Source organism: Streptomyces roseolus (assembly GCF_014649855.1).
Classification (GTDB): Bacteria; Actinomycetota; Actinomycetes; order Streptomycetales; family Streptomycetaceae; genus Streptomyces; species Streptomyces roseolus.
Genome location: NZ_BMTV01000015.1, coordinates 66,993 through 79,827, shown reverse-complemented (window position 1 = coordinate 79,827; position 12,835 = coordinate 66,993). Strand labels below are relative to the sequence as shown.

General features: G+C 73.0%; 11 protein-coding genes and 3 tRNA genes. 6 read left to right on the top strand and 8 right to left on the bottom strand.

The genetic code is table 11. The features are described from left to right. The first annotated feature begins 100 nt into the window (after nucleotides 1-100). The 3 genes from IE245_RS19115 (at nucleotide 101) to IE245_RS19105 (ending at nucleotide 4,553) form a co-directional block, all read left to right on the top strand. Complete coding sequence (locus IE245_RS19115) at nucleotides 101-1,909, top strand: M48 family metalloprotease (RefSeq protein WP_229851388.1); 1,809 nt, start codon at nucleotides 101-103, stop codon at nucleotides 1,907-1,909. A 169-nt stretch (nucleotides 1,910-2,078) separates the two neighbouring features. Then, complete coding sequence (locus IE245_RS19110) at nucleotides 2,079-3,539, top strand: N,N-dimethylformamidase beta subunit family domain-containing protein (RefSeq protein ID WP_189949122.1); 1,461 nt, start codon at nucleotides 2,079-2,081, stop codon at nucleotides 3,537-3,539. A gap of 105 nt (nucleotides 3,540-3,644) precedes the next feature. Continuing rightward, the gene (locus IE245_RS19105) at nucleotides 3,645-4,553 is read left to right on the top strand and encodes a phosphoribosylaminoimidazolesuccinocarboxamide synthase (RefSeq protein ID WP_189949121.1); all 909 of its coding nucleotides are present in this window, start codon (nucleotides 3,645-3,647) and stop codon (nucleotides 4,551-4,553) included. Between the two features lie 109 nt (nucleotides 4,554-4,662). Here the strand turns inward: IE245_RS19105 and IE245_RS19100 are convergent. The 8 genes from IE245_RS19100 to IE245_RS19065 form a co-directional block, all read right to left on the bottom strand. After that, nucleotides 4,663-4,735 (bottom strand) — tRNA-Gly (locus IE245_RS19100). Between the two features lie 22 nt (nucleotides 4,736-4,757). After that, nucleotides 4,758-5,372, bottom strand: a complete 615-nt coding sequence (locus IE245_RS19095) for a response regulator transcription factor (protein WP_189949120.1) — start codon at nucleotides 5,370-5,372, stop codon at nucleotides 4,758-4,760. Continuing rightward, a complete protein-coding gene (locus IE245_RS19090) occupies nucleotides 5,369-6,634 on the bottom strand; it encodes a sensor histidine kinase (RefSeq protein WP_189949119.1) in 1,266 nt (421 codons plus the stop codon). Before IE245_RS19090 ends, IE245_RS19095 begins: the two co-directional genes overlap by 4 nt. A gap of 25 nt (nucleotides 6,635-6,659) precedes the next feature. Further along, complete coding sequence (locus IE245_RS19085; protein WP_189949117.1) at nucleotides 6,660-7,454, bottom strand: ABC transporter permease; 795 nt, start codon at nucleotides 7,452-7,454, stop codon at nucleotides 6,660-6,662. Continuing rightward, nucleotides 7,451-8,401: an ABC transporter ATP-binding protein gene (locus IE245_RS19080; protein WP_189949115.1), complete on the bottom strand. Its 951-nt coding sequence runs from the start codon at nucleotides 8,399-8,401 to the stop codon at nucleotides 7,451-7,453. The genes IE245_RS19085 and IE245_RS19080 overlap by 4 nt, the downstream gene beginning before the upstream one ends. A 137-nt stretch (nucleotides 8,402-8,538) precedes the next feature. Beyond that, nucleotides 8,539-8,611 (bottom strand) — tRNA-Gly (locus IE245_RS19075). Nucleotides 8,612-8,692: 81 nt separating this feature from the next. Next, nucleotides 8,693-8,764, bottom strand: a tRNA-Gly gene (locus IE245_RS19070). Between the two features lie 112 nt (nucleotides 8,765-8,876). Further along, nucleotides 8,877-9,218 (bottom strand): histone-like nucleoid-structuring protein Lsr2, encoded by a 342-nt coding sequence (locus IE245_RS19065; protein WP_189949113.1) that lies wholly within the window; start codon nucleotides 9,216-9,218, stop codon nucleotides 8,877-8,879. Nucleotides 9,219-9,584: 366 nt separating this feature from the next. Between IE245_RS19065 and purS the strand changes: the two genes are divergently transcribed. Genes purS through purL form a run of 3 tightly spaced genes read left to right on the top strand, consistent with a single transcriptional unit; the run spans nucleotide 9,585 to nucleotide 12,756 of the window. Continuing rightward, nucleotides 9,585-9,830: a phosphoribosylformylglycinamidine synthase subunit PurS gene (gene purS / locus IE245_RS19060; RefSeq protein ID WP_015035032.1), complete on the top strand. Its 246-nt coding sequence runs from the start codon at nucleotides 9,585-9,587 to the stop codon at nucleotides 9,828-9,830. Continuing rightward, on the top strand, nucleotides 9,827-10,507 hold the full coding sequence (gene purQ, locus IE245_RS19055; RefSeq protein ID WP_189949111.1) for a phosphoribosylformylglycinamidine synthase subunit PurQ: 681 nt from the start codon (nucleotides 9,827-9,829) through the stop codon (nucleotides 10,505-10,507). Before purS ends, purQ begins: the two co-directional genes overlap by 4 nt. Beyond that, nucleotides 10,507-12,756, top strand: a complete 2,250-nt coding sequence (purL, locus tag IE245_RS19050) for a phosphoribosylformylglycinamidine synthase subunit PurL (RefSeq protein WP_189949109.1) — start codon at nucleotides 10,507-10,509, stop codon at nucleotides 12,754-12,756. Before purQ ends, purL begins: the two co-directional genes overlap by 1 nt. The last annotated feature ends 79 nt before the right edge of the window (nucleotides 12,757-12,835 follow it).

Here is a 12,835-nt window from a genome sequence, read left to right as displayed (position 1 = left end):
ACTTGGCCCACCGGCATTGCGATGTCGGTGACGGGTGCCACAGTGGGGGAGTGAGCAACACCGCCACGGGTAGTCCCGTCGTCCAGGACGGGGAGAGGGGGTGAGGTACGACGTGTCCGGCAGCGGCTTCGGAAACGGCGGCAGCGACAGCGGCCTCGGCGAGGAGTGGGGCGTGCGGGCCGCGCGCTCCCGCGCCCTCGCCGTCCTGCGCGTCCGCGGACGGGCGCTCGGCGCCGCCATCCTCCCCGCCGCCGTCGCCGTCGTGCTGTACGCGGGCGAGGTCACCGGCCACTTCACGGGTACGGGGTGGGCCACCGCCCGCTGGACCGTCACCGTCCTCGCGGTCCTCGTCCTGCTCGCCGCCGCGGCCGTCGCCCTCGTCGTCGCCCGCGCCCGCCCGGCCGTGACGCCGACGGTGGAGCTCACCGAGACCGCCGCCCCCGACCTCCACCGCCTCGTGCGGGACCTCGCCGACCGGCTCGACGTGCCCGCGCCCGCCGCGATAGCCCTGACGCCGGACTGCGACAGCTGGCTGGAGGACCGCTCGCACCGGGCGCACCGACAGGCCGGCGCGGCCGGCTCACCGGTCCTCGTCATAGGCTCCCCGTTCCTGTGGTGGATGCGGGTCGCCGAGCTGCGCGCGGTCCTCGCCCCGGTCGTCGCCGGCACCGGCCCGGCCGCCGACCCCGACATAGCCGCCGCCCGGCGCTTCGTGCGCGGCCTCGACGCCGCCGCCGTCGTGGCGGACGAGCCCGGACTCGGCCCGCTGCGCCGGCTCGGTGCCCGGGGCGTGGGGCGGGTGGCCCGGTTGCTGCTGAGGGCCTGCGGCACGCACGCCGCCGAGATGGAGCGCGGTGTGGCCGCCGCCGGATCCGAGCGGGCCCAGGCCGTGGACCAGGGGACCAGGATCATCGCCCAGGAGCAGGTGGGGCTCGCGTACGCGGGCTGGGACCGGCTCCTCACCCGGGTCGCGCTGCCCGCCTGGCGGATGGGCCGCTGGCCGTCCGGGCTCGACGCGGGCGTGGTCTCCGCCCTCACCGAACTCTCCCGCCGCGACCGGCTCGCGGAGGGGTACTCCTCCCGGCTCGGCGAGCGCCCGGCCTGCGACCTCCTGGAGGAGCCGGGGGCCGTCGACGAGGCCGCCTCGCTGCTCGCCGCCCGGCTCTTCCACGGCGGCCCCGCCGAGGCGGGGCCGGACTGGGCGCCGGTCGAGTGGAGCCGCTATCCGGAGGAGGTCGTCGACCGGAAGTGGCGGGCGGACGCGGCCCGGCTCCACGAGGTCCTCGACCGCCTGGCGGCCGCCGAGGGCCCCGGGGCGGCCGACGCCGCCGGGGCCCCGACGCTCAGCCGCGTCCTCACCCATCTGACGACCGCCCCGGACGAACGCCCCGCCCCGCCGCCGGAGCCCGAGCGCCCCGCACCGCCGGAGCCCGAGCCTCCCGTGCTCGCGGAGGACGAGGACGGCCCCCTGCCCGCGGCGGACGAGGACGACGACCCCGTGCCCGCCGAGGACGAGGTCCGCAACCCCGCCGCCGACACGCTCGCCGCCGCGCTCAGCGCCCGGGTGGCGCGCGAGGACGCCGAGCGGGAGGCCCGGGTCACCGCCGGCGCCGGCTTCTCCGGGCCCGACGGCCCCTGGCCGCTCTGCCCGCTGGTCCCGCCGCGCACCGGCCGCGACCTCCTCGCCGACCACGTGACCGCGCTGGTCTGCTGCGCCGCCGTCGACACCACCGGCGCCGCGCCGGGCCTGGACTGGCTCGACGGCCCGGCCCTGCTGGTGGACGGCGTCCGGGCCACGGACCTCGCCCCGCGCGTCCTCGCGCTGGTGGAGGACGGCGACCCGGCCCCCCTGCGGGCCTGGCTGGCCATGACGGGCGTGCGCCCCGAGAAGCCGGTCCGTCTCCTCTGACAGGTCGGGACCGGATTACCGGACGGTCGTGTTCCACCTTTGTCGATTCACGACGAACGGTGACGGTCCGCGTGCGTTATGTGATGTGCTGGGGAGAGGCACTGACAGGGGCATCACCCGTGGGCAGGAGCCGCTGGCACCGGCCGGGGGAGTCGAGGGAGGGCGCGGCATGGGGGCGGAGCAGATCAGGCGCTGGGAGTCGGGTGCGCTCGCGCACGCCGTCTCCGATCCCTTCGGACAGGGCCCGCTGCCCTGGCTGCGCGGGTCGGACAACTACTTCGACGACACGGGGCAGCTGGTGCCCTGGTACGCGGACGAGACCCTGGCCCGGGGCGGCGCCGGCGGTCCGCGGACCGCCGACGACGTGCGCCGGCAGATCAAGGGCTTCGCCTCCGGCGGTGCCGTCGCGCCCGGCGAGTCGATCGACTTCCACGTCACCGTGGACCCGCCGCAGCCGTTCTCGGTCGACGTGTACCGGATCGGGCACTACGGCGGCGACGGCGCCGCGAAGATCACCACGAGTCCGCGGCTCTCCGGGATCGTCCAGCCGCCCCCGCTCGCCGCCGACCGCACGGTCTCCTGCCACCACTGGTGGCAGTCCTGGCGGCTCCAGGTCCCGAGCTACTGGACGATCGGCGCGTACGTCGCCGTCCTCACGACCGCCGACGGCTACCGCTCCCACGTCCCCTTCACGGTGCGGGACTCCCACCCCGCGGACCTCCTCCTCGTCCTGCCGGACGTCACCTGGCAGGCGTACAACCTGTACCCGGAGGACGGCCGCACCGGCGCCAGCCTGTACCACGCCTGGGACGAGGAGGGCCGGCTGCTCGGCGAGGAGGAGGCGGCCGTCACCGTCTCCTTCGACCGGCCGTACGCGGGCGCGGGCCTGCCCCTGCACGTCGGCCACGCCTACGACTTCATCCGCTGGGCGGAGCGGTACGGCTACGACCTCGCCTACGCCGAGACCCGCGACCTGCACGCCGGCCGGATCGACCCCACCCGTTACCGGGGCCTGGTCTTCCCCGGCCACGACGAGTACTGGTCGGCGCCGATGCGGAAGGCCGCCGAGCGCGCCCGCGACCAGGGCACCTCGCTCGTCTTCCTGTCCGCCAACACCATGTACTGGCAGGTGGAGCTCGGCCCCTCGCCGTCCGGCGTGCCGGACCGGCTGCTGACCTGCCGCAAGCGCCGGGGCCCCGGCCGCTCCGCCCTCTGGCGCGAGGTGGACCGGCCCGAGCAGCAGCTCCTCGGCATCCAGTACGCCGGCCGGGTGCCCGAACCGCACCCGCTCGTCGTGCGGAACGCCGGGCACTGGCTCTGGGAGGCCACCGGCGCCGGCGATGGCGACGAGCTGCCCGGCCTCGTCGCCGGCGAGGCCGACCGCTACTTCCCGCGCACCCCGCTCCCCGAGCACGAGAGCCGCATCCTGCTCGCCCACTCGCCCTACCGGGACGGCGACGGGGCCCTGCGCCACCAGGAGACCAGCCTCTACCGGGCGCCCTCGGGCGCCTGGGTCTTCGCCTCCGGCACCTTCGCCTGGTCGCCCGCGCTGGACCGGCCGGGCCATGTCGACGCCCGTGTCCAGCGCGCCACCGCCAACCTCCTCGACCGCATCTGTAAGAGGGACTGACCAGGAGAAGCCGCCGCCCGGTGGCTGCGAGGGGCCCGGCGACCCGGCCGGGGCGCGGGTACGAGAGAATCGGACCGTTCCTGGATCAACCTACGCGGAGGAACCGTGTCCGGATTCGTAGAAAAGCCCGAGCCCGTCGAGGTTCCGGGTCTCATCCACCTGCACACGGGCAAGGTGCGTGACCTGTACCGGAACGAGGCCGGCGAGCTCGTGATGGTGGCGAGCGACCGCATGTCCGCGTACGACTGGGTGCTGCCCACCGAGATCCCGGACAAGGGCCGCGTCCTCACCCAGCTCTCCCTGTGGTGGTTCGACCTGCTCTCCGACCTGGTCCCGCACCACGTCCTCTCCACCGAGCTGCCGGCCGGCGCCCCCGCCGACTGGGCGGGCCGCACGCTGGTCTGCAAGTCCCTGGACATGGTCCCCGTCGAGTGCGTCGCCCGCGGTTACCTCACCGGCTCCGGCCTGGTCGAGTACGAGGAGTCCCGCACGGTCTGCGGCCTCGCGCTCCCGGAGGGGCTGAGCGACGGCTCCGAGCTGCCCGCGCCGATCTTCACCCCGGCGACCAAGGCCGCCGTCGGCGACCACGACGAGAACGTCCCCTACGAGGAGGTGGCCCGTCAGGTCGGCGCGGAGACCGCCGCCCTGCTGCGCCAGACCACCCTCGCCGTCTACGGCCGGGCCCGGGACATCGCCCGCGAGCGGGGCATCATCCTCGCCGACACCAAGTTCGAGTTCGGCTTCGACGGCGGGACGCTGGTCCTCGCCGACGAGGTGCTGACCCCGGACTCCTCCCGCTTCTGGCCGGCCGACCAGTGGCAGCCGGGCCGCGCCCAGCCCTCGTACGACAAGCAGTACGTCCGGAACTGGCTGACCTCCCCGGCCTCGGGCTGGGACCGCAAGAGCGAGCAGCCGCCGCCGGCCCTCCCGCAGGAGATCGTGGACGCCACCCGTGCCAAGTACCTGGAGGCGTACGAGCTGCTGACCGGCAAGTCCTGGTCCGCCGCCTTCTGACCGCGTCGAGCCGTACGGGTCCCCCCCCCGGGCCCGTACGGCTCCGCCGCCCCCGGTCGTGCCGCACACGACGAAGGCCCCGGTTCGATGAACCGGGGCCTTCACGCTGAGCGGACGACGAGATTCGAACTCGCGACCCTCACCTTGGCAAGGTGATGCTCTACCAACTGAGCCACGTCCGCATGCGCCGTAGCGCGCTGCTAACTATACCCAACCTTTCGACCGCGCGAGACGCACTGCCGCGTGACGGTTCTCCGCACCGAGCTTCGCGGCGGCGGAGGAGAGGTAGTTCCGGACGGTTCCGGGGGAGAGGGCGGCCCGCCGGGCGATCTCCGCGACGGGGGCGCCGTCGGCGGCGAGTTCGAGCACCTCGGCCTCCCGGGCGGTCAGCGGGGAGTCCCCGGCGGCGATCGCGTCGGCCGCCAACTCCGGGTCCACGTAACGGTTTCCGGCGTGCACGGTACGGATCAGTTCGGCCAGCCGCTGGGCGCTGACGGTCTTCGGCGCGAAGCCGCGGACGCCCGCCGCGAGGGCCCGCTTGAGGTGCCCGGGACGGCCGTGACTGGTGACGATCATCGTGCGGCAGTCCGGGAGTTCGTCCCGGATCGATGTGGCCACTGTCACACCATCCGCTCCCGGCATCTGCAGGTCGAGGACGGCGACGTCGGGCCGGTGGGCGCGCGCCATCGCGAGCGCCTCGGGTCCCGTCGCGGCCTCCGCGACGACGACCAGGTCGTCCTCCAGGGCGAGCAGGGCGGCGAGCGCGCCCCGGATCAGGTGCTCGTCGTCGGCGAGCAGGACGCGTACGGGCTCGTTCACGCGATCGTCTCCTTCTCCTGTCGGGTACCGGTGTGTTCCGGCACGGCCAGCGGCACCCGGGCGGTGACGCGGAAGGAGTGCGGGTCCGCGAACCCGGCCTCCAGGGTGCCGCCCACCGCCCCGAGCCGTTCCCGCAGCCCGGCGAGGCCGGAGCCGGTGCGCCCGGGGGCGCCGGCCCCGTCCCGTACCGCGGCCCCGTCGTTCTCGACGGTCAGCAGCACCTCGTCGGCCGCCCGCCGCAGGGTGATCGCGCAGCGGCGCGCGTCGCCGTGCCGCAGCACGTTGGTGGTGGTCTCGCGGACGACCCAGCCGAGCGCGGACTGCACCCCGGCGGGCAGGCCGAGGGCGGGGACGTCGACGGCGCAGTCGATGCCGGCGGCGTCGAGGACGCCCCGCGCGCCCTCCAGCTCGACCCGCAGATCGGCCTCCCGGTAGCCGCGGACGACCTCCCGGACCTCCCGCTGGGACTCCTGGGCGATCCGCTGGACCTCGACCATCTGGTCCACGCCCTCGGGGCGGCCGCGCCGGGTGAGCTGGACGGCCAGTTCGCTCTTGAGCGCGATGACCGAGAGGTTGCGGCCCATGACGTCGTGGAGGTCGCGGCCGAAGCGGAGCCGCTCCTCGGCGACGGCCAGCCGGGCCTTCAGGTCGCGGGAACGCTCCAGCTCCTGGACGACGCCGAGCAGCCAGGAGGAGAAGCCGCAGGCGGCGGCGTACCCCCCGCCGCCGGCGAGGACGCCGACGAAGGCGGCCAGGGCCACCGGCAGGCCGTGGCCGAAGACGGCGACCGGCAGGGCGGCGGCCAGGGCGGTGGCGAGGACCGTACCCGCCATCGCCCGCACCCGGTCCAGGCAGAGGACGAGCGCGCCGGCGGTGAAGATCGAGGTGACGACGAGGACGCCGGCGTTCACCGAGGCGTCGGGCAGCGCGCCGGTGGTCCACAGCCCGACGATCGCGAAGTCGGCGACGGCGGTGGCGGCGGCGAGGACGACGGCGAGCCGGACCGGCCGCGGCCGGGTGCCGCCGGTGTGGTCGAAGGCCCGGGAGGCGAGCGTCGCGCAGAGCCCGCAGTGGACCACGATCCACAGGAGGAGGCCGACCACTCCGGTCGTGCCGAGCCCGCTGTCCTCGGCGCGGTTGAGCGGCAGGCCGCCGAGCGCGGCCAGTTCGACCGGCGCCATGAGGTGGAAGGTCCAGCGGGTGTACAGCTCGACCTTCCCGGCGACGCTGCGCCGTGACCACCATCCCGTCATCGCGGACATCCCGCCCCGTCTCCCCTCCGCCGTCCTAGCGACGCGGCTCCCAGCGGAACCAGCGGCGGACCGCCCACCCCGTCAGGACGCCCCAGGCCACTGTATTGAGCGCGGCGCCGAGCAGGCTGTCCGCGTGCGCGGTGCCGAGCCAGCCGGCCCGGACGAACTCCATGACGCCGCTGAGCGGGAGGAGCTGGGCGAGGTCGGCGGCGAGCTCGGGCAGGGCGTCGCGGGGGACGAAGAGGCCGGAGCCGAAGGAGGAGACGAGGAAGAGCGGCAGGGTGGTGAGGCCGGCGCTCTCGACGGTGCGGGTGATGGTGGTGGTGAGGGCTGCGAGCCCGGCGAGCAGCGCGATCGCGGCGAGGAGGCCGAGGACCAGCAGGTCGGGGCGGGCGGGGGCGTCGGCGCCGAGCAGCGTGAAGCCGCCGACGGTGAGGATCGCGCACTGGGCGAGGGCGATGGCGGTCGCGGGCAGGGCGGCGCCGGTCAGGATCTCGGGGTCGGTGGCCTCGCCGGTGCGCAGCCGCTTGAGGACGAGCTCCTCGCGGCGGGCGACGAGGCTGGAGGTGAGGCTCATGTAGACGACGAGCAGCAGGACCATGCCGGTGCCGCCGATGAGGGTGGCGGCTCCGAGGGAGAGGCCGAGGGTGGCCTCGTCGACGCCCTTGAGGGAGGACCGCAGCAGGAAGATCATCAGCAGCGGCATGGCGGCGGCGATGAAGAGGTTGTTGCGGTTGCGGCCGAGGAGGGTGAGTTCGGCGCGGCCGAGGGCGGCGAGCCGGGTGAGGGTGGTGGACGGCCGCCCGGTGGCGGGGGTGGTGGCGCTCATCGGTTCACGGTCTCCTTCTGGCCGCCGGGGGTGGTCTCCGTGCGGGAGGCGATGTCGAGGAAGGCCTCTTCGAGGGAGGCGGAGCGGGCGTCGAGCCCGTCGAGTCGGACGCCGTGCTCGCGGGCCCAGCCGAGGAGTTCGGTGAGGTCGTCCTGGAGGGCGTGGGTGCGGATCTCGATCCGGCCGCCGTCCTCGGCGGCCTTCAGCCGCAGCGGCAGCCGGGCGGCGGGCACTTCGGCGGGGAGCGCGAAGCGGATCCGGGCGGGCTGGGCGGCGGTGACCTCGGCGGGCGTGCCGGAGAGCACGATCCGGCCGGCGTGCATGATCGCGAGCCGGTCGGCGAGCGATTCGGCCTCCTCCAGGTAGTGCGTGGTGAGGAGGACGGTGGTGCCCTGGTCGCGCAGGGAGCGGACGAGCTCCCAGGTGTCGCGGCGGCCCTCGGCGTCGAGGCCGGTGGTGGGCTCGTCGAGGAAGAGGACCTCGGGGCGGCCGAGGAGGGCGCAGGCGAGGTCGAGGCGGCGGCGCTCGCCGCCGGACAGCTGCTTGATCCGCACCTTCTCGCGGCCGGTGAGGCCGACGGCGGCGAGGGCTTCCCCGGCGGGCCGGGCGCCGCTGGTGACGCCGGCCCACATCCGTACGGTCTCGGCGACGGTGAGGTCGGAGGGGAAGCCGCCTTCCTGGAGCATCACGCCGATGCGCGGGCGGACGGCGGAGCGTTCCCGGTACGGGTCGTGGCCGAGGACGCGGGCGGTGCCGCCGGTCGGGGCGGCGAGGCCTTCCAGGAGTTCGACGGTGGAGGTCTTGCCGGCGCCGTTGGTGCCGAGGAGCGCGAAGACCTCGCCCCGGGGCACGGTGAGCGAGACGCCGCGCACCGCCTCGAAGCCGCCGTCGTAGGTGCGGCTCAGGTCGGTCGCCTCGATGGCCGGTGTCAGGGCTTCAGCTGTCATGCCTCCAGCCTGCCGCCCGGCCGGGGCGGGGGGCAGTGCGCGGTGTCATCACCCGTACTGACAAATGTCATGGGGGGGTGCGACGTCTCCGGAAAAGCAGAAGGACCCGGTTCCTGAGAACCGGGTCCTTCACCCTGAGCGGACGACGAGATTCGAACTCGCGACCCTCACCTTGGCAAGGTGATGCTCTACCAACTGAGCCACGTCCGCATTGCTCCCGACCGGCTCTCACCGGGCGGTGCGAGCACCACTCTACCTGATCCACCGGAGTGGTCGGTAACCGTGATGCAGAGCGGGTGACAGGGATCGCACACTGCGCCTTCCCCCTGGAAGGGGGATGTTCTACTACTGAACTACACCCGCACGCTGCGTGGGACTTGGCTTTTTCGGCCTCGCCCCTCGGCGTGATCCAGACTCTAGCCGATCAAGGGGGGTGGAACGCAAATCCGTTCCGCCGGCCCCCTGGGGGCGTGTGTCAGCTCGCCTCGCGGAAGGCCTCGTACACCCGCTTGGGGATGCGGCCCCGGGCCGGCACGTCCAACTTGTTGGACTGGGCCCAGGCCCGGACCGCCGCCGGGTCGGGGGCGAGGGCGGTGTGCTTGTAGGCGGTGGTGGTTCCGGTCACACCGCCGGCCGCCTTGCCCGTCTGCTTCCGCCCGGCCGCGAGGTAGGGCGCGAGTGCCTTGCGGAGTTTCTTTGCATTGGCAGCATTCAGGTCGATCTCGTACATCTTCCCGTCGAGACCGAACGCGACCGTTTCCGCCGCTTCTCCGCCGTCGATGTCGTCGGAGAGGGTGACCACTACTCGCTGCGCCACGGATATCGGTCCTTTCCTGTGGCCCGCCACCTGTCAAGGGCTTTGGGTGCGCCTCTGACGTGCGGTGACACCAGGCCGCCGGCTGCCCAGGGACAATGCTGTTTTCCTCTGGATTCCTTTGTACAGCGACGGGCGTCGCATTGTGAAGCCCTGTCAATTGTCTCAGCGTGTCCCGGGCAATGCGCGGCGCGATATTTCACGCGCATTTCATGTGCGGAGGGGTGTGGCGGGCGTTTGGAGTGGATCAGTCGCGGTGGCCCCTTCCGGCCTGGGCATTTGTAGGATCCTTCAGATCTCTACCCGCGTAGAATTTGGAGGCAGGTACGCTGAGGGAACCGCCCACGCAACACACCACCGGGAGTGCCAGTGGCACGCGTCGTAGTCGACGTCATGCTCAAGCCGGAGATCCTCGACCCGCAGGGACAGGCGGTGCAGCGTGCACTGCCCCGCCTCGGGTTCGCCGGAATCGCCGACGTCCGTCAGGGGAAGCGCTTCGAGCTGGAGGTGGAGGGACCGGTCGACGACGCCGCCCTCGCCCGCATCCATGAGATGGCCGAAACCTTCCTCGCCAACACCGTGATCGAAGACTTCGTCGTGAAGGTCGAGTCGTGACCGCTCGCATCGGCGTCGTCACCTTCCCCGGCACGCTCGACGACCAGGACGCGCTGCGCGCCGCCCGCCTCGCGGGCGCCGAGCCGGTCTCGCTGTGGCACCGCGACAAGGACCTCAAGCAGGTCGACGCGGTCGTCCTCGCCGGCGGCTTCTCCTACGGCGACTACCTGCGGGCCGGCGCCATCTCCCGCTTCTCGCCGGTGATGGAGACCATCATCGAGCAGGCCAGGGCGGGCATGCCCGTCCTCGGCATCTGCAACGGCTTCCAGATCCTCACCGAGGCCCACCTGCTGCCGGGCGCGATGCTGCGCAACAACCACCTCCACTTCATCTGCCGCGACCAGAAGCTGCGGGTGGAGAACGCGGAGACCGCCTGGACCTCGGACTACGTCCAGGGCCAGGAGATCGAGGTCCCGCTCAAGAACATGGACGGCCGCTACGTCGCCGACGAGCGCACGCTCGACGAGCTGGAGGCCGAGGGGCGGGTGGCCTTCCGCTACCTGGACATGAACCCCAACGGCTCGCTCCGCGACATCGCGGGCGTCACCAACGCCGCGGGCAACGTGGTCGGCCTCATGCCGCACCCCGAGCACGCCGTCGAACCGCTGATCGGCACCGGCAAGACGGACGGTCTCGGTTTCTTCACCTCGATCCTCAAGAAGCTGGTCAACGCCTGATGAGCCTCGACACCGTCAAGCACGCGAGCGAGACGCCGGACAGCGAGCAGCCCTGGAAGGAGCTCGGCCTCAAGGAGGACGAGTACGCGCGCATCCGCGAGATCCTCGGCCGCCGTCCCACCGGCGCCGAGCTCGCCATGTACTCGGTCATGTGGTCCGAGCACTGCTCGTACAAGAGCAGCAAGGTCCACCTGAAGCAGTTCGGCGAGAAGACCCCCGAGAACGACGCCATGCTCGTCGGCATCGGCGAGAACGCCGGCGTCGTCGACGTGGGCCAGGGGTACGCGGTCACCTTCAAGGTCGAGTCGCACAACCACCCCTCGTACATCGAGCCCTACCAGGGCGCGGCCACCGGCGTCGGCGGCATCGTCCGCGACATCCTCGCCATGGGCGCCCGCCCGGTCGCGGTCGTCGACCCGCTGCGCTTCGGCGCGGCCGACCACCCCGACACCAAGCGCGTGCTGCCCGGTGTCGTCGCCGGCATCGGCGGCTACGGCAACTGCCTGGGCCTGCCGAACATCGGCGGCGAGGTCGTCTTCGACTCCTGCTACCAGGGCAACCCCCTGGTCAACGCCGGCTGCATCGGCGTGATGAAGCACGAGGACATCCACCTCGCCAAGGCCTCCGGCCCCGGCAACAAGGTCATCCTGTACGGCGCCCGCACGGGCGGCGACGGCATCGGCGGCGTCTCGGTCCTCGCGTCCGAGACCTTCGACGACACCAAGCCGACCAAGCGCCCGGCCGTCCAGGTCGGCGACCCGTTCCAGGAGAAGCTCCTCATCGAGTGCACCCTGGAGATCTTCCAGGAGAAGCTCGTCGCGGGCATCCAGGACCTCGGCGGCGCCGGGCTCTCCTGCGCCACGTCCGAGCTGGCCTCCGCCGGCTCCGGCGGCATGCGCGTGGACCTCGACAAGGTGCACCTGCGCGACGCGACGCTCTCGCCCGAGGAGATCCTCATGAGCGAGTCGCAGGAGCGCATGTGCGCGATCGTCGAGCCGCAGCACGTCGACCGCTTCCTGGAGATCTGCGAGAAGTGGGACGTCATCGCGGTCGTCATCGGTGAGGTCACCGAGGGCGAGCGCCTGGAGATCTTCTGGCACGGCGAGCAGATCGTCGACGTGCCGCCGCGCTCCGTCGCCCACGAGGGCCCGACGTACCACCGGCCGTACGCCCGCCCGGAGTGGCAGGACGCGCTCCAGGCCGACGACGCCGGCAAGCTGCCCCGGCCGCAGGACGGCGCCGAGCTCAAGGACCAGGTCCTGAAGCTCGTCTCGTCCCCGAACCAGGCCTCGAAGTCCTGGATCACGGACCAGTACGACCGCTTCGTGCAGGGCAACACGGTCCTGGCGCAGCCCGAGGACGCCGGCATGGTCCGCATCGACGAGGAGACCAACCTCGGCGTGGCCATGGCGACCGACGGCAACGGCCGGTACGCCAAGCTCGACCCGTACACCGGCGCGCAGCTCGCGCTGGCGGAGGCGTACCGCAACGTCGCCGCCTCCGGCGCCAAGCCGCTCGCCGTCTCGGACTGCCTGAACTTCGGTTCGCCCGAGGACCCGGCCGTGATGTGGCAGTTCGCCGAGGCCACCCGTGGTCTCGCGGACGGCTGCTTCCAGCTGGGCACCCCGGTGACCGGCGGCAACGTCTCCCTCTACAACCAGACCGGTGAGGTCGCCATCCACCCGACGCCCGTCGTGGCCGTCCTCGGTGTGATCGACGACGTCAACCGCCGCACCCCGATCGCCTTCGCGGAAGAGGGCCAGCTCCTCTACCTGCTCGGCGACACCAAGGAGGAGTTCGGCGGTTCGGCCTGGTCCGAGGTGATCCACCAGCACCTCGGCGGCATGCCGCCGGCGGTGGACCTCGACCGGGAGAAGCTGCTCGGCGAGATCCTGATCTCGGGCTCCCGCGACGGCATGATCGACGCGGCGCACGACCTGTCCGACGGCGGACTCGTGCAGGCGGTCGTCGAGTCCTGCCTGCGCGGCGGGAACGGCGCGCGCCTGGTCGTCCCCGAGGGCCTGGACGCCTTCACGTTCCTCTTCTCGGAGTCGGCGGGCCGCGCGGTCGTCGCCGTCCCCCGCAGCGAGGAGCTCCGCTTCACGGACATGTGCGGCGCCCGCGGCCTGCCGGCGACCCGCATCGGCGTCGTCGACGGCGACGCGGTCGAGGTCCAGGGCGAGTTCAGCCTCTCCCTGGAGGAGCTGCGCGCCGCCCACGAGGCGACCATCCCGGGCCTGCTGGCCTGAGTCGGTTCCCCCGGAAACCCCCGCTCCGCTCGGGCGGGGGTTTCCGCGTACCCCGGCGTGCGGCGCGCGGGCCGGTACG